Source organism: Streptomyces sp. NPDC001914 (assembly GCF_042891215.1).
Taxonomy (GTDB): domain Bacteria; phylum Actinomycetota; class Actinomycetes; order Streptomycetales; family Streptomycetaceae; genus Streptomyces.
The window spans coordinates 317748-343344 of record NZ_JBIASW010000005.1 but is presented as its reverse complement, the minus strand read 5'-3'; the positions used below and the strand labels follow the sequence as shown (position 1 = coordinate 343344).

At 70.2% G+C, this 25597-nt stretch carries 16 protein-coding genes, 1 tRNA gene and 1 pseudogene; 11 read left to right on the top strand and 7 right to left on the bottom strand.

All coding sequences use genetic code 11. The annotated features are described in order from the left end of the window. The first annotated feature begins 262 nt into the window (after nucleotides 1-262). From ACFYYF_RS17110 to ACFYYF_RS17100, 3 genes are all read left to right on the top strand, one after another. The gene (locus ACFYYF_RS17110; protein ID WP_388776325.1) at nucleotides 263-1756 is read left to right on the top strand and encodes an FG-GAP and VCBS repeat-containing protein; all 1494 of its coding nucleotides are present in this window, start codon (nucleotides 263-265) and stop codon (nucleotides 1754-1756) included. 121 nt (nucleotides 1757-1877) lie between these two features. Then, entirely contained in the window at nucleotides 1878-2927 is a 1050-nt protein-coding gene (locus ACFYYF_RS17105) for a YIP1 family protein (RefSeq protein WP_388776323.1), read from the top strand. 218 nt (nucleotides 2928-3145) lie between these two features. Then, complete coding sequence (locus ACFYYF_RS17100; protein ID WP_388776320.1) at nucleotides 3146-4579, top strand: recombinase family protein; 1434 nt, start codon at nucleotides 3146-3148, stop codon at nucleotides 4577-4579. Nucleotides 4580-4736: 157 nt separating this feature from the next. On the opposite strand, the pseudogene ACFYYF_RS17095 reads toward ACFYYF_RS17100, so the two are convergent. From ACFYYF_RS17095 to dcd, 3 genes and pseudogenes are all read right to left on the bottom strand, one after another. Beyond that, nucleotides 4737-5071, bottom strand: a pseudogene (locus ACFYYF_RS17095) (replication initiator); the annotation flags it as partial. A 92-nt stretch (nucleotides 5072-5163) separates the two neighbouring features. Beyond that, nucleotides 5164-5673, bottom strand: a complete 510-nt coding sequence (locus tag ACFYYF_RS17090; RefSeq protein WP_361694059.1) for a phosphoribosyltransferase — start codon at nucleotides 5671-5673, stop codon at nucleotides 5164-5166. Between the two features lie 10 nt (nucleotides 5674-5683). Next, a complete protein-coding gene (dcd, locus tag ACFYYF_RS17085) occupies nucleotides 5684-6259 on the bottom strand; it encodes a dCTP deaminase (RefSeq protein WP_361694055.1) in 576 nt (191 codons plus the stop codon). Between the two features lie 515 nt (nucleotides 6260-6774). Between dcd and ACFYYF_RS17080 the strand changes: the two genes are divergently transcribed. Further along, nucleotides 6775-6848: transfer RNA gene (locus tag ACFYYF_RS17080), tRNA-Gly, on the top strand. A gap of 183 nt (nucleotides 6849-7031) precedes the next feature. Further along, nucleotides 7032-7433 (top strand): hypothetical protein, encoded by a 402-nt coding sequence (locus tag ACFYYF_RS17075; protein ID WP_388776317.1) that lies wholly within the window; start codon nucleotides 7032-7034, stop codon nucleotides 7431-7433. A gap of 126 nt (nucleotides 7434-7559) precedes the next feature. Here ACFYYF_RS17075 and ACFYYF_RS17070 read toward each other — a convergent pair whose 3' ends face one another. Continuing rightward, complete coding sequence (locus ACFYYF_RS17070; RefSeq protein ID WP_388776315.1) at nucleotides 7560-9557, bottom strand: hypothetical protein; 1998 nt, start codon at nucleotides 9555-9557, stop codon at nucleotides 7560-7562. 529 nt (nucleotides 9558-10086) lie between these two features. On the opposite strand from ACFYYF_RS17070, the gene ACFYYF_RS17065 reads away from it, so the two are divergent. Together ACFYYF_RS17065 and ACFYYF_RS17060 are read left to right on the top strand one after the other, a co-directional pair. Next, nucleotides 10087-13308, top strand: a complete 3222-nt coding sequence (locus tag ACFYYF_RS17065; RefSeq protein WP_388776313.1) for an FG-GAP-like repeat-containing protein — start codon at nucleotides 10087-10089, stop codon at nucleotides 13306-13308. A gap of 312 nt (nucleotides 13309-13620) precedes the next feature. After that, entirely contained in the window at nucleotides 13621-14889 is a 1269-nt protein-coding gene (locus tag ACFYYF_RS17060) for a hypothetical protein (RefSeq protein ID WP_388776311.1), read from the top strand. Nucleotides 14890-15001: 112 nt separating this feature from the next. On the opposite strand, the gene ACFYYF_RS17055 is transcribed toward ACFYYF_RS17060, so the two are convergent. Next, complete coding sequence (locus ACFYYF_RS17055) at nucleotides 15002-16957, bottom strand: YncE family protein (RefSeq protein ID WP_388776309.1); 1956 nt, start codon at nucleotides 16955-16957, stop codon at nucleotides 15002-15004. 102 nt (nucleotides 16958-17059) lie between these two features. After that, nucleotides 17060-17320: a hypothetical protein gene (locus ACFYYF_RS17050; RefSeq protein ID WP_388776307.1), complete on the bottom strand. Its 261-nt coding sequence runs from the start codon at nucleotides 17318-17320 to the stop codon at nucleotides 17060-17062. Nucleotides 17321-17664: 344 nt separating this feature from the next. On the opposite strand from ACFYYF_RS17050, the gene ACFYYF_RS17045 reads away from it, so the two are divergent. Together ACFYYF_RS17045 and ACFYYF_RS17040 are read left to right on the top strand one after the other, a co-directional pair. Continuing rightward, a complete protein-coding gene (locus ACFYYF_RS17045) occupies nucleotides 17665-20733 on the top strand; it encodes an FG-GAP-like repeat-containing protein (RefSeq protein ID WP_388776305.1) in 3069 nt (1022 codons plus the stop codon). A 554-nt stretch (nucleotides 20734-21287) separates the two neighbouring features. Beyond that, nucleotides 21288-21950, top strand: coding sequence for a DUF4142 domain-containing protein (locus ACFYYF_RS17040; protein ID WP_388776303.1), 663 nt, complete (start codon nucleotides 21288-21290; stop codon nucleotides 21948-21950). A 93-nt stretch (nucleotides 21951-22043) separates the two neighbouring features. Here the strand turns inward: ACFYYF_RS17040 and ACFYYF_RS17035 are convergent, their stop codons facing one another. Further along, nucleotides 22044-22700 carry a hypothetical protein gene (locus ACFYYF_RS17035; RefSeq protein WP_388776301.1) on the bottom strand — a complete coding sequence of 219 codons (657 nt, stop codon included), beginning with the start codon at nucleotides 22698-22700 and terminating at the stop codon, nucleotides 22044-22046. Nucleotides 22701-23308: 608 nt separating this feature from the next. On the opposite strand from ACFYYF_RS17035, the gene ACFYYF_RS17030 reads away from it, so the two are divergent. Next, a complete protein-coding gene (locus ACFYYF_RS17030; RefSeq protein WP_103550103.1) occupies nucleotides 23309-23512 on the top strand; it encodes a cold-shock protein in 204 nt (67 codons plus the stop codon). A 503-nt stretch (nucleotides 23513-24015) separates the two neighbouring features. Then, complete coding sequence (locus tag ACFYYF_RS17025) at nucleotides 24016-25512, top strand: DEAD/DEAH box helicase (RefSeq protein ID WP_388776299.1); 1497 nt, start codon at nucleotides 24016-24018, stop codon at nucleotides 25510-25512. Nucleotides 25513-25597 lie beyond the last annotated feature (85 nt).

Sequence of the window (25597 nt, the reverse complement as noted above, 5' to 3'; positions counted from 1 at the left end):
GCAGTGCCCGCCGGGAGCAGTGCCCGCCGGGAGCAGTGCCCGCGGGGATCAGTGCCGTCCGGGGAGCCCTCCGGCGGTGCGTTTCGCGGGACCCACACGGCACAACCGAACTCACGTACAACCCTTGCCCCCCGCCGACGGTCTCCTGTTCGCCGATCGGTCGGTGAACCGCCGTACAACTCCCGGCAAACACGGACGACCGGCTCCCTATTGACCGGGGGCGCGTACACGAGCGTCCCCGCATGCCGCAGGAGAATCACGCATGCTCATGCGTCACCCGCGCCACGTGCGCCTCGCCCTCGCGACGGCGACGGCCGCCGCTCTGACGGGCGGTCTTCTGACTTTCTCGGCCGCGACAGCGACCGCCGCGGACTCCGCCACGGTCCCGCAGGCCGACTTCAACGGCGACGGCAAGGGCGATGTGGCCCTCTCGGCCCACGGCGCCTACGTCAGCGGCCACGCGGGCGCCGGCCAGATCGTCGCCCTCTACGGCACGACCACCGGCGTCTCGTCCGCCAAGCGCTCCACGATCAGCCAGAACACCACCGGTGTCCCCGGCACCGCCGAGGCCGGGGACGGCTTCGGCGGCGAGACGGCGTACGCCGACTTCAACGGCGACGGCTACGACGACCTCGCCGTCTCCTCCCCCTGGGAGAAGGTCGGCACCGACACCAACGGCGGCGGCCTCACCATCCTGTGGGGCTCCGCGAGCGGCCTCACCGGCAAGGCCGTCGACGTCCCGGACCCGGCCCCCTCCTCGCACGACTTCTGGGGCAAGGACCTGGCCGCCGGCGACTTCGACGGCGACGGCAAGGCCGACCTCGCGGTCGGCAGCTCCGCCAGCACGATCTACGTCTACAAGGGCGGCTTCACCACGGCCGGCACCCCCGGGGCCCGTACGACGATCAAGCCCCCGATCATCTCGGGCACCAACGACAGCCCCTACGGCCCGCTCAGCCTGACCGCGGGCGACGTCAACGGCGACGGCAGGACCGACCTGATCGTCGACGGCTACGAGACGCAGTCCGACTACGGCTGGAACACGAACTACTTCGTGCCCGGCTCGGCGAGCGGCCTGAACGTGGGATCCGCCACCGCCCTCAAGCCCGGCATCATCACCGGCATCGGGGACATCAACGGCGACGGCTTCGGCGACATCGTCAGCGGCGCGGGCTGGGACGCCACCCTGGAGGACGGCACCCCCGTCCCGGACGCCGCCAACGGCGGCAAGGTGAACATCACCTACGGCTCGGCGTCCGGCCCGGCCGGCACCACCGGGATCACCCAGAACAGCGGCAGCGTCCCGGGCACCTCGGAGAAGGGTGACGGCTTCGGCTGGGAGCTGGACATGGGCGACGTCAACGGCGACGGCTACCAGGACCTCGTCGTCGCGGCACCGGACGAGGACATCGACGGTGTCACCAACACCGGCATGGTCACCGTCCTGTACGGCTCCGCGGCCGGCATCGACGTCACCACCGGCACGCAGGCGTTCGCGCAGAGCACGGCGGGCGTCCCCGGCAACGACGAGAAGAGCGACCTGTTCGGCGCGGACGTCAAGCTCGACGACGTCACCGGCGACGGCCGGGCCGACCTGATCGTCGGCTCGTACGAGAACGCCGGGAACGGCGCCGTGACCTACCTGCCCTCCAACGGCAGCAAGATCACCACGACCGGCTCCCGCACCGTCTCGCCGAGCACGTCGGGCGTCTCGACGTCCGGAGCCCCGCAGTTCGGCGCCATCTTCGCCGACTGACCGCCCCTCACCGACCGACCCTACGGGCCGCCCGCTTCCCGGGCGGCCCGTAGGCGTGACATCGCGCCGGACAGCTCGAACAGCCGCTCCCGTAAGGGCCGGCCCGCGGTGCCCTTAGGGGATGTCACAGCTCGGCCCCAATGCCGGGCCTGGTGCCCCGGCTCCCGCACGTCACTCTTCGGGACCAGGTACGTTCGATGACGTGGCTGGATTCAGGATCGGACGCGGCGGCCGGGACAACCGTGCACCGCAAGGGCGACCGCAACAACAACCGTCGTACGGACAGTCCTCCCAGGGGCGTGGACAGCAGTCCCCCCGGGGAGGCGGGCAGCAGCCGTACGGCTACCCGGGCGCGCCGTCGCAGCCGCAGTACGGCGGACAGCAGCCGTACGGCGGCCGGCAGGGCGGGCAGGCCCACCGGGGCGGACAGCAGGGCGGCTGGCCCCAGGGCGGCGGGCACGGCGGCGGGCACGGCGAGCCGGAGTACTTCGGCGACGGCCACCCGCAGCAGGGCCCGGACCCGTACGCGGCGAACAGCCCCGGTCACACGCAGGCCTTCTCGATCGGCGAGGACCCGTACAACGACGGGGACGTCTACCGGGCGGGCCAGGCGGCCGCTCCGCCGGTCGGACCCCGGCTGCACTGGAAGGACCTGCTCAAGGGCATAGTGACGGCCCCCAACAGGACCTTCCTCCAGATGCGCGACTACACGATGTGGGCCCCGGCCCTGATCGTGACGTTCCTCTACGGCCTGCTGGCGGTCTTCGGCTTCGACGGCGCCCGCGAGGACGCCATCACCGCGACGCTCTCCAACGCCGTCCCGATCGTCCTGACGACCGCTGTCGCCCTCGTGCTCAGCACGTTCGTCCTGGGCGTGGTGACCCACACCCTGGCCCGCCAGCTCGGCGGCGACGGGGCCTGGCAGCCCACGGTCGGCCTCTCCATGCTGATCATGTCCATCACGGACACCCCGCGACTGCTCTTCGCCATGTTCCTCGGCGGCGACGCGTCCTTCGTCAAGCTCCTCGGCTGGATCACCTGGGTCGCCGCGGGCGCGCTGCTGACCCTGATGGTCGGCAAGTCCCACGACCTCCCCTGGCCGAAGGCCCTCGCCGCGTCCTCCATTCAGCTGATCGCCATCCTGTCGATCATCAAACTGGGCACGTTCTGACCCCACGGGCGGCATACGCCCCCGCACAGAACAGATGGAAGAGGGGCCCCCGGCACACCGCCGGGGGCCCCTCTTCTCTTCCATCTGTTCTTTCCTCTGACCTGGCCTACGAGTCGAGCACCTGTCGATCAAACGACGGGGGGCTTGATGCTATAGCTGACTTGACTCGATGACGGTAGTAGCTTGATCCCAGCTGTTGAGGGTGGGGAGGCCCAGACGTGGCACGCCGAGTGGGGATCTACACGCGCATCTCGCGGGACGACGAGGGACACGCATTGGGCGTAGCCCGCCAGCAGCGAGACTGCGAGCGTCTCGCGGATCTCCGTTCCTGGCAGGCCGTGAAGGTCTACGAGGACAACGACGTATCGGCCTACAAGCGCCACGTCGTACGCGAACAGTTCGAACTGATGCTGAGCGACCTGAGCGCCGGCCTCATCGACGGCATCGTGGCGTACGACCTAGACCGATTGGCGCGGCAGCCACGAGACCTTGAGCAGCTGATCGAGATCTTCGATGACCGCCCGCGGCTGGAGTTCGCGACGGTCACCAACGACGTCAACCTCGGAACGCCGGACGGCCGCACCATGTCACGCATCATGGTCGCCTTCGCCAACAAGTCATCCCACGACGCCTCGCGCCGCATCAAGCGGAAGCATCTGGAGTTGGCCCAGAAAGGCAAGGACAGCGGCGGACCAGCACCGTACGGATGGCTCAGGGAAGACCGAAGCAAGGTCGACCCGGAAGCAGCCGCAGCCATCCGAGAGGCTCAGCGCGAAATCCTCGCCGGCGTTCGCATCGGCACGATCCGTACGCGCTGGCAGGAGCAAGGCTTGGGCAACCCCCGCGCAGGCACCAAGCGGATGGCCCACCACCACGTCGAGCACATCCTCACGAACCCACGACTGGTCGGATACCGGACCTACCACGGCCAGGTCCTGAACGACGAGGACGGCCGGCCCGTCCTGGGCGAGTGGGAGGCGATCAACACCCTCGACGAGTGGGAAGCAGTGTGCGCCGCGGTTGCCGAGCGAAAGCAGAAGCAGCCCGGCCGGTCGCTGGCCCGTAAGTACATGCTGTCGGGTATCGCACGATGCGGACTGTGCAAGACGAAGATCCGGGGCCAGATCAACCAGCGTTGGCAGCCAGGGTCGAAAGCGGCGAAGTTCACCTATCAGTGTTCCGTCGTCAATGGCGGCTGCGGAAAAGTGGGACGCGTCGGGGAACCCGTGGACAGGCTGATAGCTCAACTCACACTGGAGGAGCAGCGATCCCGAGCCGCCGTCTCAACTGTTCCGATTGAACAACGGTGGCCGCGAGATGCCGAGTTGGAGCAGGTCAGCGAGGACATCACCCGGCTGTTGAACGCCGAGCGGTCGAAGCAAATCACCGTAACCACGCTCTTGCAGCTCTTGCCCGGGAAAGAGCGCGAGCGCGATGAGCTGAAGTTGGAGCGAGCCAGGTTCTACAAGGAGCTGAAGCAGTCCGAGGCCAAGGGCGACGCTGCAAACCTGACGCTGGACGAGTTCTTTGGTCTGCCGATTGAGCGGCAACAAGAGATCGTGTTGCACAGTCTGTCGGCGGTGATCATCCATCCAGCTGGCAGAGGCAAGAGAAAGTTCGACCCGAGCCTCATCGAGCCCGTGTGGCGCTGACGATCTGGCCCGCCCTTACAGACGAGCGCACGACGCACCCACTCTTCCACTCTTCGTCCCGCTCAGGTGCACGCCGAAGGTGCATCTTGATCCACTCGTCCGTGGTCATCACCGTCCTGCCCCGGTCCCTCGGGAATGTCGGCCTAGTGGGTGATCGAGTAGCGGCGGGATCTGGTGGAGAAGTGGCCCTGCCGACGTAGGAGGCCACGGCCTGTTCGGTGATCTCTTCACCGTCCCCGAATGCTCTGATCGGCTGGACGTCGAGTTGTGCCCCCAGCATCCGGGCAGGTTCGTCACCCGCGGCGGCGACGTCGACGGCGCCCCGGGCGACAGGGGACCGATCGCGTCGGTGAGCAAGCCGAGGGTGGCCAAGTGCGGGGGCGGGGTCTCGGGTCCGTCGAAGCGGATCACCGCGAAGGGGACCGCGCAGCGCTTCTGGTACGCGGCGACCTTGCCGAAGGAGACGCGGGAGCGTTCGCGGGCGTCCTTCTGAAGCTTTAGGTAGACCGGAAGTGGACGGCACTAGGCATATCGGTCGGCGCTGACATTCACGGGAGTCGATCTAGACCCCGGGAGTGAAGGAGCTATAGCGCCTCCTTGTTCGGCCTGGCCACCTCTCCGGACTTATGTACCGGAGGCAAAACACTCCACGGGAAGTTGATCCAGTCGTCGGTGCGCTTCCAGACGTACTCGCACTTCACGAGCGACTGGGTCTTCTCGTAGATCACGGCGCTGCGGACCTCGGCGACCTCGCCGACGCAGAAGTCGTGCACGAGCTTGAGCGTCTTGCCCGTGTCGGCGACGTCGTCGGTGATCAGGACCTTCTTGTCGGAGAAGTCGATCGCGTTCGGGACGGGGGCGAGCATCACCGGCATCTCCAGCGTCGTCCCCACCCCCGTGTAGAACTCGACGTTCACCAGGTGGATGTTCTTGCAGTCGAGGGCGTAGGCGAGCCCTCCCGCGACGAAGACGCCACCACGCGCGATCGAGAGCACGATGTCGGGCTCGTACCCGTCGTCGGCGATGGTCTGGGCGAGTTCGCGTACGGCGACGCCGAACCCTTCGTAGGTGAGGTTCTCGCGCGCGGGAGACATGGTCATCGCCTCAGACCTGGGTGCGGTGGAAGTTCAGGAAGGACCGCGAGGGGGTCGGCCCGCGCTGCCCCTGGTAGCGGGAGCCGTACCGCTCGCTGCCGTAGGGGAACTCGGCCGGCGAGCTGAGCCGGAACATGCAGAGCTGCCCGATCTTCATCCCCGGCCACAGCTTGATCGGCAGGGTCGCGAGGTTCGAGAGCTCCAGGGTGACGTGCCCGGAGAACCCGGGGTCGATGAACCCGGCGGTGGAGTGGGTGACCAGCCCCAGCCGTCCCAGCGAGCTCTTGCCCTCCAGCCGCGAGGCGATGTCGTCGGGCAGCGAGATGACCTCGTACGTACTGGCGAGGACGAACTCTCCGGGGTGAAGGATGAACGGCTCGTCACCCTCGGGCTCGACGAGCCGCGTGAGATCCGCCTGCTCGACCGAGGGGTCGATGTGGGGGTAGCGGTGATTCTCGAACACCCGGAAGTAGCGGTCGAGCCGCACATCGATGCTCGACGGCTGCACCATGGATTCGTCGTAAGGATCGATGCGGACCCGTCCGGCGTCGATCTCGGCCCGGATGTCCTTGTCTGAGAGAAGCACGTCCTGAGGATACGCAAGGCGCGCGGAGCCACGACAATCGTGCGGCACCGCGCGCCCGTACTGCTGACCCGTACTACTGCTCCGTCCCTGCCCTCTCCAGGGTCACCGGCACCACACTGCGGAGCCGGGCACACCGCGGACACCGGAGCAGCCGGCCGGGGCCGAGCCGCTCGGCCTGCTGCATCGGGAACGAAGCGGTGCTGAACACGTGCCCCTCGGCACAACGGACGACGGTGCGCTCCATCAAGTCCCAGAGTCCCTTCCCCAAGAGCCGCGTCAGGCTGATGCGCCTGACAACGAAAGCCACATTACGGGATGAAAGGGACGGCTCTCCAGGCGGCACTCCGACCCCGCCCGGACCCACTTCAACGCCCCCACCGTACGCCCCAACTCCGGTCCCTCGCAGCCGCATCCACCCCCCGGAACGCGAACGGGCCCCGCGGCTTCGACGCCGGGGGCCGGGCATGAGGTACAGTGAGCGAGCATTCGGACACCGGCCCAAACCGGCGTCTTACGCGGGTGTAGTTTAGTGGTAGAACATCAGCTTCCCAAGCTGAGAGTGCGAGTTCGATTCTCGTCACCCGCTCCATGTGAAACCCCCAGGTCGACGACCCGGGGGTTCTTTGTTGTCCAAAGCAATCGGCGGGCGCGCATCACGTCCGCGCCATGGGCGGGATCGTCCAGGAGTATCCCTGGAAGCGGGACGGCGAGGACAAACCGGCCGCCGACCGTTCGGGGCCCGCTGTCAGTCGTGAGCTGTACGGTCCCGCTCATGGCTGAGAGACCCACTGCGGACTGGCGTGACGGTATAGCCGAGGAGGCCGCGGAGATTGCCGCCGGCGTTCTGGATCCTGACTGTGCCTGTATGGCGGGGCTGTTCCCCGAGGACCTGCTCGTCGCGACCGATGCCGTCCTCGACACCTTCGAGGGTGACCTTGCTGGACTCGCCGAGGCCAGTGACGCGCGGATCCTTGCCGTGGTGGAACGCGTCGTCCTGGCCCTGAACTCGGTGAACGAAGCCCACGGCGGCGGCGCCTTCGAGACCGACGAGCGTGAGCAACTGTGCCTCTACATCGACGCGTCCCTCACCGAAAACGGTGTCGACGTCGTCACGCTGACCGCTCGCCACGGACTGGGGCGGTACCAGCTCACGGACAAGTGGCGGAAATGGTAGATCCGTTGTCCGGCGCGCACCGCTGAACATCGGGGCACGGGACACCACAAGCGCGGCGGATCGGGCGGGGACGGCGGGACCCGGAGACGGCGGGCCTTCGAGGGGTGCCGTCCCCGGGGCGGTCCGCTACGGCGTCGGCGCCGAGATTCCCCGGTCCGCCGTCAGCGCGGCCTCGGCCTGTTCCGCCTCTCCCTTCGCGGCCAGGGCGTTGGTCGCGGCGTTGAAGCGCTCCATGGAGGTGGGGCGGTCGGTGCCCAGGACGTACTCCTTCAGGGTCCGGCGGTCCAGGACCATCGGGTCGGTGTGCGGAGCGCGCACCGAGTCGAGGATCTCCGGGAGCCGGGCGCAGTCGCGGTCGAGGAGGTAGGCACCGCCCGCGGTGGTGTACGCGGCCCGGAACTCGTCGTCGGGCAGGTCGCGCGCGTTGGTGAGGACGTACGGCTTGAGGCTGGCCACGAAGTCGGCGACCACCGAGGACACGTCACTGATGAGGATGTCCGCCTGGTTGAAGCACTCGTAGAGGTTCGGCAGTTGACCGAGGATCACGTTGTGGCGGACGGCGCCCTGGCTCTCCCAGAAGATCCGGTGCCACTCGGCGCGCAGTTCCTGCCACTCGGCCGCTCCGGCACGGTCGGGAACCCGGGTCTCACGCATCTGTTCGGCGGCGTCACCGCCGAGCCGGCCGGCCAGTTCGTCGAGGCGGGCCCGGATCTCCTGCAGCCGGGGTCGTACGGCGAGGGTCGCGGCCGCGGCCTGCGCGGGGTCGCGCCGTTCGTTGTCGGCGCGCAGCAGCTCGCGGATCGTCCGGTCGGCGTCCGCCGCCTGCGCCGAGCGCTTGCCGGTGAGCGGGTGCGGCTTGTAGACGATCCGTACGTTCTCCGTCAGGAGTCTTTCGATCAGGGGCACGCCCATCGGGATCAGCGAGGTGTGGCAGTCGTCGTCGCTCCAGCCCTCCCAGGTGGGCGCGTAGAGGACGACGGGCACGGGACCGGGGACGTGGTCGGCGTGGAGGCGGATCGGGGACAGCTGCGGGCGCCCCACCTCGACGATCGCGCTGTCGCTGATCGCGTGCCGCACCCGCTGGTAGCGGTCGCGGCCCGCGCGGCCGGCCACCCAGATCTCGTCGTACACCTTGCTGACCCGGTTGCTGCTGGCGAGCTTGTCGCTGTCGCCGTGGCCGATGAAGACGTGCTTGGCCTCGGCCACGCGGAGCATGTGGACGTTCTTGCCCGCGTTGCCGGGATACAGCACGACCCGGACGCCGGAGAGTTCGAGTTCGGCCAGGTCGTCGGCCTTCGGCACGCAGACGACCGGGATCCAGGTGCGGCTCAGGTGACGGAACGAGGCGTGCTCCCGAAGGATGATCACCGGACGCAGGTCGAGCTGCTCCAGCGTCTCGATCCACATGTTGACCTGGTACATGAAGTCGCGGGAGACGGCGGCGAAGCTGAAGTAGAGGGCCACCTCCGGCCGGTACTCCTCCAGCCGGCGGTTGACCTCGGCGAACACCTCGTCCGGTGCGGGCATCCGGCGGGCCCTGCGGTACTGGCCCAGCAGTGCGAGGACGGCCACCAGGGTCACACCGGCGGTGAGCGCGAAGCCCGCGTAGGCCGGTTCCCAGGTCCCGGCGGCGAGCGCGGCGAGGAGTCCGACGTGGGCCGGCAGGTCCAGGTGCAGGAGTTTGCGCAGGTGGCGTCTGAACAGGACGGCGGGAGGCTGCGGGGGTATCGGCAGCTCGCTCAGGTCGAGGTTGCGCACCATCAGCGGCAGCACCCGGCGCCGGCGGATGGCGTGGTGCACCGCCGTGTACAGCATCATCATCGCGAAGTGTCCGCTGACGACCGCGAGGGCGGTGACCAGCCACACGCCCGGCGCGCCCATCCGGCTGGCCAGCGCGAGCAGCATCACCGTGCGCACCGCGAACCGCATGGTGCGATCGAGATGCAGTGCCGCCAGCCGGCGTACGAAGCTCGGGGCGCGCTGGTGCAGGACCTCGTCCGCCACGTACGTCACGGCCGATGCCGCCACGAAGCCCCACAGGGACGGCAGCAGGGCGACGACCGGCAGTGCGACGAAGCCGGCGCCGAGCAGGAGCACGAGAAGCAGGTCGATCACCCCGCTCACGCGCAGGACTCCACACAACCGACGGATCACCATGGGCGGGACTTCCTCTTCCGAGACGCTCGCCCCGATGGGCGACCTTGTATGCCAGTTCGACTCGGAAAGTCCGTGAAGAGTTGTACACCCGAACTGTGGAAAAAATTCATCTTCTGTTCGGGAATGCCTGAGGCCGTGCCGCCACCGTCGACGGAACGGCTTTACGTCGCGTCAGACTCCTCATCGCGCCGGACGGTTGTGCGGATGGGGGTATGCCCTTCGGAACGCGGGCCTGCCGCACGTCACTTGTGTCGCGGGAGCGGCATACCCACAGGTGAAAAGCCATGACGGTTGGTCATGAGCATGCTGTTAAGATCCCGCTCACGTGTGTGGGGGGAGCGGCCGGGGGGCCGGGGAGAGCCAGGGCGTCGTCATACGTTCCCGCCATGCCTTCTTGCCGCCCTCAGGAGGAATCGTGGCCAGATTCGGCCGCCGCCGACACGGACATCGACGCAGACCGGCCCTCGGTTCACGCCCGGAACGGGGCGGCGCTCCGGTGGCGCGTACCGCGGCCGCCCTGGTGGCGGCACTGTCTCTCGGCATCCCGCTCGCCTCCGTGCCGCTCCCGGCGGTGGCCGCGCCGCAGCCGGGCGTGGCCGGAGAGCTCGTGCTGCCCGCCGCTCCGCGTGCCGTCCCCCGAGCCACGCAGATCCTCAACGCGGGTACCAGCGGGTTCCTCTGGGCCGAGGAGGGTGACGACCGGCTCCTGTGGACGGACTACGCGACCGGCATCGCGACCGCACTGGAACAGGGGCTCGAGGTCCCGGTCCAGTACGACATCGACAACGGCTCCTTCAGCGCGTCCGCCTCGTTCAAGACCGGCTACTACGGGACCGGGTCCGACACCGTCGCCCTCTACTCGGAGGAGGACGCGCGGGTCACCCTCATCAGAGGCGCCGGCACGTCCGGGGACACCGTCGTGGTGCCCCTGCCCGACTACGACACGTACCAGGGCACCTTCGGCGACACCGTTCTGACCAGCAGCAGCACCAACGGCAACGGAAACCCGGACACCTACCGGATGTGGCGCGTCCAGGACGGAGGGGACGTCGCGCAGACGCCCGTGACCGGACTGCCGGAGGGCGCTGGAAACGTGTTCGTCGAGGACGGCGACGCCCGGTCCGTCATCCTCCGCTACACCACCGGCGACAACGAGTCGGGCTGGAGCCACTGGGGCATCGTCGACCTCTCCACCGGCGTGTTCAGCACCCTGCCCGACCGGGTCGATCCGGAGAACGGCTGGGAGGTGACCGGTTTCCGGCTGGGCGCCGACTCGGTGGTGCGGCTGCGCAGCGGGCGCGCCAAGGCGGACGTGTACGACCGCGCCGACCTGTCCGCCGCGCCCCGCACCTTCGACACGGGTTCCCTGACCTACGAGGCCGCGTACGGGATCGTCGGCGACAAGCTGCTCGGCGTCGAACCGATGTCGCCCGGCGACAACAAGTACCGGGGTCAGCCGCTGTGGGCCCTCACCTCGGACGGCACGGACACCGACCTGACGAAGGTCATGGACCCGGCCGCCCAGCAGATCGTCCAGGCGCCGGACGGATCCGTCCTCGTGGCGGGTGCCGATCGGTACGTCGAGCAGGGCGACCTCGACTGGGGGGTGTACCGGATCGGCCGGGCGGCCGACGGCTCGGTCACCCGCAGCCGCGTGACCGCCGTGCAGCCGATGCCCGCGCAGATCAACGGCCTCTCCCTCGGCGGCGGCGTCCTCACCACCGCCGACAACAGCACGCTGTACGAGCCGAACACGATCCTCGGCGCCTACCGCAGCACCTGGCTCACCACGAGCGGCACCCCGGGCGTCGTCAGGACCAGTGTGGACGGGCTGGTCAGCGGTTCGGACGGCGACTGCTACGGCGGCGCCACGCGCTGCATCCCGATGTTCGCCGACGGCACCGGCCGCCACGGCCGGCGCGACTCCACCGAGTCCGGGCTGACCATGCTGCGCGTCAACGGCACCACCGGCTGGGGCCCGACGCTCGACACCGGCGACGACAGCCCCGAGCTCAAGGGGCTCTCCGGGCGGTACGCGATCGTCGAGGGCGCCTCGTCGGGTGACCAGTACATCGGCGAGTTCGCCGACGGTTCGGCCGGCAAGGTCCTGCAGAAGCGCGACCGGGTCGCCGCGGCCGTCTGGGGCGACACCCTGTGGAGCGGTGCCGCCACGGGAGGCAAGGTCACGGCCACCCGGCTCCCGTCGGGCACCGCGGTGGAGTCCTTCACCACCCGCAACGGCTGCACTCCCTCCAGCCTCCAGGCCGTGGGCCGCTGGGTGTACTGGACCTGTGTGGACGACGGGGGCTCCGTCAAGGGGTCGGGCGTCTACGACCGTACGGCCAAGCGCACCGCCACCGCGCCGGCCGGCCGGGTCCTGCTCGGTGACGGCTACCTCGTCGAGCGTGTCGGCGGCACCCAGTCGGTCAGCGGGCTGAAGCTCGTCGACCTGCACGGCGGACTGCCGGCCGGCGGCGACCACACGGAGCTGCCGAGCCGCAAGCTCGCCGACTGGACCGACCTCGGCCAGAACAACCTGGGGGTCGGCACGACCTGGACCGTGGACCGGTTCGGCGGTGGCGTCGCCTACGCCGACCGCGAGCAGCGCGTCCACCTCGTACCGACCGGCGTTCCGGCGTCCGCGCTGTCGGCCATCGACTCCACGGTCACCGCCGGTGCCGCGAGCTGGTCCGGCGCTTGGTGGCTGTCGAAGCCCGCGGCCTCCTGGAAGGTGGTCGTCCGCCAGAAGGCGTCCGGCGCGACCGTGCGTACCCTGTCCGGGTCCGCCACCGGTGGTCTGCTGAAGGCCGCCTGGGACGGCAAGGACTCCGCGGGCCGTCTCGTCACCAACGGCGCCTACACCTGGACGCTCACCGCTCAGCCCGCCGACGGACAGGGCGGCGCCCTCGTCCTCTCCGGGAGCGTCGGCGTGAGCGCCGGAGCGGCGGCACCGCGCGACTACGCGGGCAAGGACGGCGTCGGCGACCTGCTCACCCTCAACTCCTCCGGCACGCTCACCGTCCAGCGGGGTACCGGCACGGGTGCGCTGGGCGCCAAGGTCTCCGGTGCCGGCTGGCCGACCACCGCGACGGTCGTGCCCTTCGGCGACCTCAGCGGTGACCGCTGCAACGACGTCCTGGTCCGGCTGAGCAGCGGCGCCCTGCGCGCCTACCGTCCGGCCTGCGGATCGGCGGCGACGCCCTCGACCCCGTACACCTCGCTCGGTACGTCCGGCTGGAACCAGTACGACGTGCTGACCTCGCCGGGAGACGTCAGCGGCGACGGCCGTCCCGACCTGATCACGCGTGAGGCGTCCACCGGCACGGTGTACCTGTTCAAGGGGACGAGCTCGGGAACCCTGTCGGCACGCGTGAAGCTGTACGGCGACTGGAGGACGTACAAGAAGGTCGTCGGGGCCGGTGACCTGAACGGGGACGGCGTCGGCGACCTTCTCGCCCAGGACAAGTCGAACAACCTGTACCGGTACTACGGCAAGGGCGACGGCACGTTCGGTGCCCGCACGAAGGTGTTCTCCGCCTGGGGTGCCTCCTACAACGCGGTCGTGGGAGTCGGTGACATCACCGGCGACGGCAAGGCGGACCTCGTCTCGCGCGACACCGGCGGTGGCCTGTACCGCAACAACGGCGACGGCAAGGGGTCGTTCGGCGGACGTACGAAGATCGCGACGGGCTGGCAGGGGTACAGGGCCGTCGTCTGACGGGCTCCGGCTCCTCGACGCCCGCTGCCGAGGCACGGGCGTCTAGGAGCCGCCGCGCCGGATCTCCACCGGCGTCGGGGACGGGGGTCACGGGGTCCGGTCGGGCGCGTCCGGGAACTTTCGGATATTTTCCGGTTATTTAGGGTGTTTTCGGGTTCGGTCGTGAGGCGGAGAGGCACCGGGCGTACAACCGACAGAGGCCGGCGACGCATCGGCGTACAACCGATCGAGGTCGGCGAGGGTCTAGCAACCGAAGGTTGTTCTCCTGGCCGACACCGTTCATTCACCCGCCTCCCGACAGAGGGTCCCTCCATGCCGATGCCCCCGCGCAACCGTCGCGCCTCGCGTTCCGCTCTCGCCGCCCTCGGCGCCGCCGGTCTGATCGCGCTGGCCGCGGCTCCCGCTGCCTTCGGTGACGAGGCCGAGCCCGAACTGGTCGTCGGAGGCATCACCCCGGTCGGCGGACTGAAGCCGGGGAACACCTTCGACGTGAAGGCCACCGTGGCGAACAAGGGCGTCGCGACCGCCGAGAAGGTGTGGGTCTCCTACGGCGTCACCCGGGGACTCGACTTCGCGGAGGTTCCCTCCAACTGCCGCGTCCAGCACGTCCGTTCCTACGACGAGATGCCCGAGCGGTGGATCGCGACGTGCGCGTTCGACCAGGCCGTGGCACCGGGCACCGTCTACACGACCGCGACGCCGCTGCGGGTCAAGGCGCTGGACCGCGCGCTGCACGACGAACTGCGCCTGCGCGTCGAGTACAACAATCCCGGGGAGGACGAGAACGGCGATCCGTCGGTCCCCGGAACGGCACCGGCGGTGAAGCTGGTCGAGGGACAGGCCGGGAGCGCGGGTTCCGCGCGGGTCGTCACCGTGCCCGTGACCACCGTCAACACGGCCGACTACCAGGTGACGGGTACCGCGTTGAAGGGGAAGGTCGGCGACACGGTGACGATGAAGGTGAAGTTCGCCAACGCCGGGCCGGCCTGGGTCCTGGAAGGGGAAGGAGGGGAGCAGGGCGTCCAAGTCATGGTCACGCCTCCCGCCGGAACCTCTGTCGTGAAGCGCGACTACTACTGCCACGCCCAGGGCGGGACGTATCGCTGCCCCGCGCACCTCGGTATGTACATGAACGAGGACGCCCACATGGACTACACCTTCGACCTGAAGATCGACAAGCGGGTCGCGGGCGCCAAGGGCTCGATCGCGCTGAGCACCGGATCGCGGCCGTTCGACCACAACAAGGCCAACGACAAGGCCGACATCACCCTGAACGTCACGGGCGGAGGGTCGACCGGCTCGACGGGCGGCTCGACCAGCGGCTCCACCGGCTCGACCGGCGGTTCGACCAGTGGCTCGGGCGGTTCGACCAGCGGCTCGGGCGGCTCCACGGGCGCCTCGACCAGCGGCTCCACCGGCTCGACCGGCAGCTCGACCACCGGCTCGACGACCGGCGGCGGCAACCTGGCGGAGACCGGCTCCTCGGCACTGCCGATCACGGCCGCGGCCGCCGCGGCGGTGGCAGCGGGCGCGGGCACATTCCTCGTCGCACGCCGCCGCCGGACCCAGAACCAGAACTGACGACACTCCACCGCGACCGGTGCCGCCCGTTCCCGGGCCACCGGTTCGCGGCCGTTGATTCACGGGAGAACCCCCGGGGTCGTGACCCCGGGGGTTCTTCGGCGTGTGGGGGTCAGCTCGTGAAGGTGAGGTACTTCCAGGTGCCGTACGTCGTCGTGTTCACGCTGTCGCCCGAGCCGCTGATGTACGAGTTGCGGACGCGGAAGCGCGGGCCGATGGGCGGGGTGCCCGTGAGCGTGACGACGGACTTGCCGGCGGAGTCGAGCTTGAAGTACTCCTTCGCCGTGGTCTGCCAGACACCGTCGGCGTAGACCTGGATCTGCAGGAGCTGCTTGCGGCCCGGGTACGGCGTCATCGTCGTCGTGACGACCGGGTCCTTGGACTGGTGGAAGTAGTAATAGGTGTGGCCCGACGTGTAGTGGGTCTTGTAGGAGCCGCCGAGCGCCGTGGACGTCTTCACCCGGGCGCCGACCGTACTGGTCGTCGTCTTCGGCGCGTAGCGCGCGTCGCCGGCGAACTTCGCCGTGAGCAGGGTCTTGCGCGTCAGGCCGAGGGTGACGGACAGGTTGCCGCTGGAGTTGACCGTGCCGGACTTCACCAGCTTGTCGGGCTTGTCGGCGCCGTACGGGTTGGCCCAGATCTCGACCGTGCGGTTCTTGTACGTCGTGCCGAGGTGCGCCGTGAACGTGACGGACTGCGCGTAGTCGTACGCCTTGCCGTTGTTGTTCAGCGTCAGCGTGGGCGTGGCGCGCGAGACGTCGACGGAGTCCGTGGCCGACGCGGCCAAGTGCGTGGCGTCACCGGCGTAGGTCACCCTGTACGTGACCTTGCCGCCGGCCGGCGGGGTGTCCGTGAAGGAGTACGCGCCGCCCGCGCCAAGGGACTTCGTACCGAGGGACTTGCCGTTCGGCGAGTCCAGGTCGGTACGGGTGACCTGGATCGGGGTGCCGGCGGGCAGCGCCAGGTTCGCGGTGAGCTTGCCCTTCACGGTGAGGGAAGCGGCGCGGGTGGCCTTGGCCGGGGCGTCGACCGTCAGGGTGGAGGCGTACATGCGGGGCGCGTCGACGGTCTGGAACTGCATGGAGTCGGAGTACCCCGTCAGCACGAACAGCCGCGAACCGTCGGCCGACCAGCTGATGGAGTGGCCGCCGCCCGGCATCCAGCTGTGCGACAGGTTGCGGACGCTCGTCGGCCGGGTGGGGTCGTTGCTGAAGACGAGGGTGTCGCCCACGTCGTCGCTGTCGAGGACGGTGGTCGCGACCGTGCCGTCCGGGGCGATGCTGACCGTCCTCGCCCCCGGGGTGGTCGGGTAGGTGCGCACCTCGGACAGGTCGGAGAGGCGGTACTCGGTGAGCGCCTGACTGCCCGGTCCCGCGACGACGACGTTCTGGCCGTCCGGGGTGAGGGCCGCGTCCGCGAAGGAGCCGTTCTTGTCGGCGGAGACCTTGACCGCCGGGGTGCCCGAGGAGATGTCGTAGACGACGATCGGGCCGGAGCTGATCTGCCCGTCGAGGGCGAGCAGCGTGCCCGGGTTGTCGGCGTCGGCGTAGAGCATCGGCGGGCTCGAGAAGTCGTGGCCGACCGCGAGGTCGAGGGTCACCGTGGGCGTCTCGGCGGTCAGGTCGACCTCGCCGAGCCCGGAGTCCCACTGGTCGCCGTAACCGAACCACAGCTTGCCGTCGGCGTAGGCGAGCCGGGACGGCAGTGTTCCGTCGCCCGTCGGGTACTCGGCGCTCTGCGTGAGCTGCCCGGTGTCGATGGCGACGATCTTGTCGGCGCCGTACACCGCGGCGTACAGCGTGCCGGAGTCCGGGCTCAGCTCCAGGTCGCGCACCTGGGGCAGGCCGGTGAGCGTGGTGACGACGGCGCCGGTGAAGTCGGTGACGACGATCTTGTTGTTGTAGGCGTCGCTGATGAAGACGTGCTGGTGGACGCCGTCCACCACGGTGTCGTTCGCTCCGAAGAGCGCTATGGACCGGCTGGAGTCGGCCGACGCTGGTGCGGCGAGCACCATCGAACCGAACAGGGCCGCGAGGGCCGCGGCGGCCGGAAGAGTGCGCAGACGCACGGTGTCTAACCCCCGGAATGAAGGTGAGTGCCAGTGGGTGCCACCCATGCGTTCGGTGTGGGGGAACCGTGTACCGCGTGTGGCGAGTGAGCGAAGACTAGGTCATGGTGCGGAAGCCGCGGCACACGGGTCCCTTCGTAGTACACGGGTCTTCGTCGTGCCGGCTGTCGGCTTCTTGCCGAAGTAGACCCAGGCCAGGGTGGCGACGACCGAGCCGTTGAACAGGAACAGCAGCCACAGCAGTCTCGGAACGAAGCGGACGCGGTCCGCGGGGGTGCGGGCGCAGTCGATCAGGCCCCACAGCCAGATGGCCGCGGCGAGGGCGATCAGCGCGAGGGACAGCAGGTCCGTCCTGTGCAGCATCCGTCTTCTCCTTGCTCGGACTCGTACTCGGGGCTATTCGGGCGCGTACTCGCGCTTGCACTCGTACTCGGGCGCGCACTCCGGCTCTTACTCGTGCGCGGGCCCGTAACTCACCCCGCCGGGAGTGGCGTTCACCCCCTCATCGGACGAGACCCTCCGATCGGTTCACGGACGCCCCGACCGAATCCGGGCCCGTAAAAGGTCATGCACAGGTAAAATGCTAAGATCCGCCCACTCGCCTGGGGGGTCTGAGCGTCACACGCCCGCACGTCGCTGACCTGCGGCGCGACGGTCCGGCACACGTCTCTCCACGCCTTCGCTCACCGTCCCGGAGAGGTCCCCGCATGGGCAGACGCGCGCTCGTACGAAGCGCCACCGCCGCCGCTGTCTCCTTCACGCTCGCCCTCGGAATCGGCTCGCTGACCGCCGGCGGCGCGCAGGCCGAACCGGTCACCGGAGAGGTGGTCGTGCCGGCCACCACGTCGCCGGTTCCCCGGACGGGTCTGCTGAGCGCGGGACCCTCGGGGTTCCTCCGGTACGAGGAGGGACGCGGTCAGCTCTGGACGACGTACGACGGTGCCGACACGGTCGTCGACGCCTCGGGCACGGACGCGTACGGCGTCACGAGCGCGGGCGCGGGTTCGGACGTCGTGGCCCACTACGACAGCTCGGCCAGGGCGGTGACGCTGCGGAACATGACGTCCGGTCAGGTCGGTACGGTCGCGCTGCCCGACGGGCACTCCTACTTCAGCACGCTGGGATCGACGGTCGTCACGACGAAGGGCACCCCGGGCGACTCCGCGTGGCATCTGCTGGACCTCCAGGACGACGGCTCCGTCTCCGACCGCCTGGTGGAAGGCGTGCCCTCCGGTGTCTACACGCAGTCCGCCGCCGGACTGGGTGACGCCCGCGGACAGGTCGTGCGCTACCGCAAGGGCGACGACGAGGTCACCGGGTGGCTCGACATCGCACAGGCGCGCTTCACCGCCCTGCCGTACGACGTGCTCCCCTGGTACGACATGGTCGCGCTCAGCCCCACCCACCTGGTGTGGTGCTACGACGGCGTCCTGCACGTCGCCTCCCGTCAGAACCCGGACGCCGCCGTACGGACGGTGCCGGTCGGCGAGGTCGCGCAGGTGCTGGGCCTGGTCGGCGACACCGTCGTCGTGGCCCGGTACGACTCCTCCCTGGGCAGGGCCGACACCGGCCGGGCCGTCGCGCGGGTCGAGGCCGTCCCCCTCGACGGCTCCGCGCCGCGGACGCTGATGGCCCGGACGTCGGTGCGGGCCATGGCGACCCCGGACGGCGGGCTCCTGGTGCCCGGCGGCGCCGACACGGACCACTGGGGCGTCTCCCTGATCGAGGTCGCCGCGGGCGGCGGGGTCACCGTGCGCAGGATCGCGGACGCGTACCCCCGCAAGGCCGCCCACACCGTCTCCCAACTGACCTTCGCCCAGGGCCTGCTGACCACCACGGAGCTGGATCCCGTGGGTGACTGGACGTATCTCCACACCCGCGCGACGAGCGTGTCCGGCTCCCTCACGGCGGGGGCGCGCACCGACCGCGGCCGCGTCGTCATGGAGGACTACACCCAGGGCCGGCCGCGCCTCCTCGACACCGGCGACGGCCGCACCGTCGTCACCGGCTACGGCTCCGACCCCGAATACGGCCCGACCGCCGGCGACCAGCCCCGGCTCATCGGGGCCGGCCAGTCGACGCCGGGCACCCGGATCGACAGCTCCCGCACGTACCGGACCGCGACCGCCGCGAACGGCCGCTTCGTCGCCCTGGCCAGGCCGTACGACAGCAACGGCGTGACGGAGACCCGGATCGTGGACGCCGACTCCGGACGCACGGCGCTGACGACGACGGAGAACGTGCGGGCGATCTGGGGCACCACCGCGTGGGTGATGTCCGGCAACGACACCGTGGTCCCCTACGACCTGCTGACCGGGCAGCCGGGCGAGCCGGTGTGGTTCGGACGGGGCTGCCTGCTGAACGACTTCCAGGCGGTCGGCCGCTGGCTGCTGTGGAACTGTGTGATGGGCAACGAGGGCCAGGGCGTCTACGACACCGTCACCGAGCGGAACCTGACGCTCGTCTCCGGCTCCGACTGGGAGCAGGCACAGCTCGGCGACGGCTTCGTCGCGACGGTCGCGGACGGACAGCTCGAGGTGATCGACGTGCGCGGCGGGACACCCGTGTCGCACACCGCCGGGGCGTTCGAGGGCAACGCCTGGGACGTCGACCCGTACACCGGTGTGATCGCCCAGCTCCGCTCGGACAACAACGTCCGGCTGACCTCCAGCAATGTCCCCGTCTCCGCTCTCGTCCAGCGCGACGCCACCGTGGCCGCCTCGGCCGACGTCAAGGGCGGCGCCGCGCAGTGGAGCCCGAAGTGGTGGCTGAACAAGCCCGCGGCGTCCTGGAAGCTGGAGATCGGCTCCAGGACCGGTACGGCCGTGCGCACGCTCTCCGGCGGTACGGCGCGGGGTGTGGTGAACCCGGCCTGGAACGGCAATGACGGCTCCGGCCGGCTGGTGCCCAACGGCGCCTACACCTGGAAGCTGACCGTCACGCCCGCCGACGGGCAGGGCGCGGCGCTGACCCGGACGGGCACGGTCAAGGTCACCGGGGCCGCCGCGGTCCGCCGCGACTTCGTCGGGTCGGACGGCTTCGGCGAGGTCGTGACGCTCAACGGCTCGGGCGGGCTGACCTACCAGTACGGAACGGGCAAGGGGACCTTCACCGGGAAGGTGTCGGGCTCCGGGTGGCCGACGACCGTGAAGGTCGTGCCCTTCGGCGACCTGAGCGGTGACCGCTGCAACGACGTGCTCGTGCGGTACGCCGACGGCTCGCTGCGCGCCTACCGGCCCGCGTGCGGGGCGGCGGTGACACCGTCGACCGCGTACACCTCGCTGGGCACGGGCTGGACCCAGTACGACGTGCTGACCTCGCCCGGCGACGTCAGCGGTGACGGCCGGGCCGACCTGATCGCCCGCCAGTCCTCGACCGGCGACGTCTACCTCTACAGGGCGACGAGCACGGGCACGTTCTCCGCCCGGGTCAAGGTCGCGTCCAAGTGGACGGGTTACAAGAAGGTCGTGGGCGCCGGTGACCTGAACGGCGACGGCCACGGCGACCTGCTGGCCCAGGACCGGTCGAACGAGCTGTGGCGTTACGACGGCACGGCGGCCGGCACGTTCAAGGCCCGCGTGAAGGTCTTCGCCGACTGGGGTTCGTCGTACGACGTGATCGTGGGCGCCGGCGACGTCGACGGCGACGGCAGGGCGGACCTCGTCTCCCGCGACACCTCCGGCGCCGTGTGGCGCAACGCCGGCAACGGCAAGGGCTCCTTCGGCAGCCGCACGAAGATCGCCACCGGCTGGCAGGGGTACAAGGGCCTGTTCTGACCGGCCTTCCCCACCGCGCGCTCCGGGCCCGGACGGCATCTGTCGTCCGGGCCCGGTTCGCTGTCACGGGGCCAGGGAGCCGGGCAGGTCAGCCGGAGCGGCCCCGGCCCTCGCGCGGGTGTGGGGCGGTGCGCTGCTCGAAGGGCCGGACGGCCCCCCCTCCGGCCGGCGCGGCCGACCGCCGGTGGCACGGTGGCGGTTCTCGCGCGCGAGCCGCGGCCGCGGATGCCCGGCCGCGCCGCCGGTGGACCCGTCAACTGCCGGTCCGTGGGGCGGACATGAGGCACGCGGACAGGGGGCGGACGCGCCCGGGCCGGTGGCCCGGGCGGGTGTCCGTCCGGCCCTGAGCCCTGGGCCGTTCGGCCCTATCGGCCCCGTGCGGCGAACTGATCTTCTGGCCTGGCGGCCGGGTGCCCCCGCCCACCCAACTCCCGTTCCCCCCGTACGGGATGGGCCGGAGCACTCGGTACGCGCCAAGAACGGCTCCGGCCGGTACGGACCGCACCGGCCGCGTGAGGTTTGCCGAAGAACAGCCGGTCCCCTGGGAGGCTCCCTTGCGGCGCAGCTTCGTCTCGATCTTCATGGTGCTGGCGATCGGCGCCACGATCGGCTCACTCGCGTACCCGGTGTTCTACTCCTACCCCCACCGGTTCGACGCGGTGAAGGCCGCCATCGCCGACCCCGGACCGCTGGTGAGCACGCCCTGGGGCCCGCTGAGCGCGGCCGACCGGGACCTCGTGGTGCAGGTGGAACTGGACGGGTTGTGGGAGACGTCCGCGGGCCGGCAGGCGGTCGAGAAGGCCCCGACGAAGGAGATCAAGGAGGCCGGCAGCCGGCTGGTGGCGGGACACACCGACCTCGACCGGCGTGTCCGCGAGGTGGCGAAAGACCTCGCCATCACCCTGCCGACGCAGCCGACCTCCGAACAGCAGGGCTGGCTGGCCCAGTTGTCGGCGGCCCAGGACGGGGAGTACCGGCAGCTCTTCGCGAATCTGCTGCGCGAGGAGCACGGCAGGGTCTTCCAGCAGCTCGCGCAGGTGCGCAGCAGCACGCGCAACACTCTGATCCGGGAACTGGCCACGGTCACCAACCGGACGGAGCTCACGCACATCTCGGCGCTGGAGAGGACCGGGTACGTCGACTTCGACGCCGTCGCGCAGAACGCGACGGCGTCTCCGGCCTCGGCCCCGGCCGTGCTTCCGGCACCGTCGCCATGAGCCCCGGGAGCCGCTGACCGCCCGACGTCCGGTTCAGGACGCGATCGGGCGGTTCGCGAGGCGGTTCAAGGCGAGGCCTTCAGCGCGAGGCGGTCAGGGCGCGATCGAGCAGTCTCCCCAGGCGGTGGCCAGGGCGTCGGGTATCGCCGGGACGTCACCGCAGCCGTGCGGGCCGACGGGGAATCCGTCGGTCGCGACGTAGACCCAGCCGCCGCCCGAGTCGCGGAAGTACTTGGTGACGCTTCCCTCGTCCTGCATGCCCACGAGTTCCGCCTGGGTGGCGCCCGCGAAGGGCCGGAAACGGGTGGCGGCGTAGCGGACGGTGCCGCACTGGCCGTAGAAGAACACGTGCGGGACCGGCTCGATGTGTTCGAAGTGGGTGACGTCGCGCCGGTACGTCCGGGTGACGTCGGCCTTCACCGCGTCACCGGCGGTCAGGTTGCGGCAGCCCGCGACGGCGGTGGGCGCGTGGGCGGCCGGGGTGCCGGCCCGCTCGGTGGCCCGCTTCGGGGAGGCGCCGGCCGACTGCGACGGCGTGCCGGTGGCGGCGGAGCCCGACGAGGGCGAAGCGGCCCCCGCGGGGGACGCCGTCCGTTCGGCCTCGGCGGCCGAGGACGCCGCAGCGGCCGATGACGCCACGGAGGCCGGGGCCGCCGCGGCGGAGCCTGTGCCCGCCTCGTCCTGGCACCCCGTCAACAGCATGATCCCGCCCGCCAGCGCCAGCGCCGACGTACGTCTGAGACCGGCCATGACCCACCCCTCTTCCCGATCGGCTTACCCGTGGTCACCCCCTGGGTGACCACGGCGGACGACCACCTGGCACAGGCGGTCGACCCTGCCCCACAGGACAGCACGGGAGGGCCCCGCAGTTGCAGGGAGAGGGCATGCAGGACGGTCTCGATTCCGCATACGTGCCGGGCCTTCCGTGCGGGGCCGTCCGTGCCGGTAGGTCCGTGCGGGGCGGTCCGTGCCGGGCGGTCCCTGCGGCCCCCGAACCGTCGCGCGATTCGATTTTCGTCACATATTTGCGACCCGGTCCGCCGTACGGTCTCCGGCAGATACTCTGCCGCCCGAGCCGGCCGATATCTGTGGCAGCGACGTGAGAATTCGACGTCAGGCGCGAGGAGAGTTCCTTGATCGACAGACGGGCCGGATTTTTTTCCCGCACACAACCGATCGTTCCGTGCTACTGTCGATAGCAGTTGCAGTTGTGGTTCCCAAAACTTGCGAGCATCCACCCCGTACTTATCGGGTGGAGTTCTTTTGTATCTCCGGTCATTTTCCGGCGGGGCAATCATCACGGCGACGCGGGATCCGCACAGTGCGGATCCCCAGCACCGTCCCGAAGGAGAATTGACATGGCTACTGGCACCGTGAAGTGGTTCAACGCGGAAAAGGGCTTCGGCTTCATCGAGCAGGACGGCGGCGGCGCCGACGTCTTCGCCCACTACTCGAACATCGCCAGCTCGGGCTTCCGTGAGCTCCAGGAGGGCCAGAAGGTGTCCTTCGACATCGCCCAGGGCCAGAAGGGCCCGACGGCGGAGAACATCGTTTCCGCCTGACACCGGCACGTACGGCGCAGCTGGGGCCCGCACCTTGGGGTGCGGGCCCCAGCTCGCGGCGTTTTCGGCGCACTCGTCCCGGCCGGGCACGGCGGGTTCGGCCCGTGACCGTTCTTCCGGGTCCCGGGTTCCGGACGAATTTCCGCCGCATTTCCCGACCTCCCGCCGCCACCCGGGATCCACACCCGGTCGGCCACCCGGCTCCCTCCCGGTCCACCCGTGATCCGCTCCCGAGGCCCGCCGGTCCGATCCGGGTCACCCCGCGCGACGTCCGGACCGTTCCCGCCCGATGCCCGTTCCGCATCAGCGCACGATCCAATTCGTTCCCATCCACGATTCCCCCTGCTTCCGGGACACCGCCGCTTCCCAGGCGCCACTCCCGCGAGAATTCCGCACCGACCCGATTCCGTGCGGAATTCCATTCGGCTCGTTCTCGCGATTCTCTGCGCTGCACATTCGCTGCGGGAATTCCTTGATACGCGCCCGGTCAAGGAAGGTTCCGCATGAACCGCACGCGCACGAACGACCGCTCCACCCGGACCCGCGCCCAAGGCGCCGGCACCCGAAGGAACGACGGCCGCCTCGGGGGCGCCTCCACCGCCCGGTCCGGCGCTCCCGGCCGGCCCAGGAGCTACGGACGCCAGCAGGTCTCACGGCAGGGCGATTTCGCGCTGCCGGTGACGATCACCCCCGCTCTGCCGGCCGTGGAGACGTTCGCCGAACTCGGCCTGCCGGCACCGTTGCTGGCGGCACTCGGCCATGAGGGCGTGTCCGTCCCCTTCCCGATCCAGGCGGCGACCCTGCCGAACACCCTGGCGGGCCGTGACGTGCTCGGCCGAGGCCGCACCGGCTCCGGCAAGACGCTGGCCTTCGGCCTGGCGCTGCTGGCCCGTACCGCCGGGAAGCGCGCCGAGCCCCGGCAGCCGCTGGCCCTGGTGCTCGTACCGACCCGGGAACTGGCCCAGCAGGTCACCGACGCGTTGGCCCCTTACGCCCGTTCCCTGCGACTGCGGACGGCCACCGTGGTCGGCGGGATGTCGATCGGCCGGCAGGCCGGTGCCCTGCGGGGCGGGGCGGAGGTCGTCGTCGCGACTCCGGGACGCCTCAAGGACCTCATCGAGCGGGGCGACTGCCGACTGGACCAGGTCGCCGTCACCGTCCTCGACGAGGCCGACCAGATGGCCGACATGGGCTTCATGCCGCAGGTCACGGCGCTGCTCGACCAGGTGCGTCCGGAGGGGCAGCGGATGCTCTTCTCCGCCACCCTCGACCGCAACGTCGACCTGCTGGTCCGCCGCTACCTGGCCGACCCGGTGGTCCACTCCGTCGACCCGTCCGCGGGCGCGGTCACGACGATGGAGCACCACGTGCTCCACGTGCACGCCGCGGACAAGCACCGGACGACCACCGAGATCGCGGCGCGCGACGGCCGGGTGATCATGTTCCTGGACACCAAGCACGCGGTGGACCGGCTCACCGGGCACCTGCTCAACAGCGGCGTGCGCGCCGCGTCCCTGCACGGCGGCAAGTCCCAGCCACAGCGCACGCGGACCCTGGAGCAGTTCAAGACCGGCCATGTGACGGTCCTGGTGGCGACCAATGTCGCGGCGCGCGGCATCCATGTCGACCAGCTGGACCTCGTGGTCAACGTCGATCCCCCGAGCGACCCCAAGGACTATCTGCACCGCGGCGGCCGTACGGCCCGTGCGGGCGAGTCCGGAAGCGTGGTGACCCTGGTGACACCCGGCCAGCGCCGGGACATGATCCGCCTGATGGCCGCCGCGGGCATCAACCCGCTGACCAGTCAGGTGCGTTCGGGCGAGGAGGAACTGAGCCGCATCACGGGCGCCCGCACCCCCTCGGGCGTGCCGGTCGTCATCCGCCCGCCGGAGACGGAGCACCCTCGCCGTGGTGCCTCCGCCGCCTCCCGCGGCCGACGTGGCCGCTCCGGCCAGGGCCGGTCCACCGGTAGCACCGCGCGCCGCACCGCCCAGCAGTAGTCCGCAGCCCTCGGCGGTCGCGGGCCGGACGGGAACCGGGATCCTGCCCGGCGGTCCGGGCCGCCGGCACGCCGGTCCCCGGCCC

Bases quoted from the DNA above. Each gene is read 5' to 3' on its own strand.
- ACFYYF_RS17110 (WP_388776325.1), top strand. From the start codon at position 263: ATGCTCATGCGTCACCCGCGCCACGTGCGCCTCGCCCTCGCGACGGCG.
- ACFYYF_RS17105 (WP_388776323.1), top strand. From the start codon at position 1,878: ATGTCACAGCTCGGCCCCAATGCCGGGCCTGGTGCCCCGGCTCCCGCA.
- ACFYYF_RS17090 (WP_361694059.1), bottom strand. From the start codon at position 5,673: ATGTCTCCCGCGCGCGAGAACCTCACCTACGAAGGGTTCGGCGTCGCC.
- ACFYYF_RS17075 (WP_388776317.1), top strand. From the start codon at position 7,032: ATGGCTGAGAGACCCACTGCGGACTGGCGTGACGGTATAGCCGAGGAG.
- ACFYYF_RS17060 (WP_388776311.1), top strand. From the start codon at position 13,621: ATGCCGATGCCCCCGCGCAACCGTCGCGCCTCGCGTTCCGCTCTCGCC.
- ACFYYF_RS17050 (WP_388776307.1), bottom strand. From the start codon at position 17,320: ATGCTGCACAGGACGGACCTGCTGTCCCTCGCGCTGATCGCCCTCGCC.
- ACFYYF_RS17045 (WP_388776305.1), top strand. From the start codon at position 17,665: ATGGGCAGACGCGCGCTCGTACGAAGCGCCACCGCCGCCGCTGTCTCC.
- ACFYYF_RS17035 (WP_388776301.1), bottom strand. From the start codon at position 22,700: ATGGCCGGTCTCAGACGTACGTCGGCGCTGGCGCTGGCGGGCGGGATC.
- ACFYYF_RS17030 (WP_103550103.1), top strand. From the start codon at position 23,309: ATGGCTACTGGCACCGTGAAGTGGTTCAACGCGGAAAAGGGCTTCGGC.
- ACFYYF_RS17025 (WP_388776299.1), top strand. From the start codon at position 24,016: ATGAACCGCACGCGCACGAACGACCGCTCCACCCGGACCCGCGCCCAA.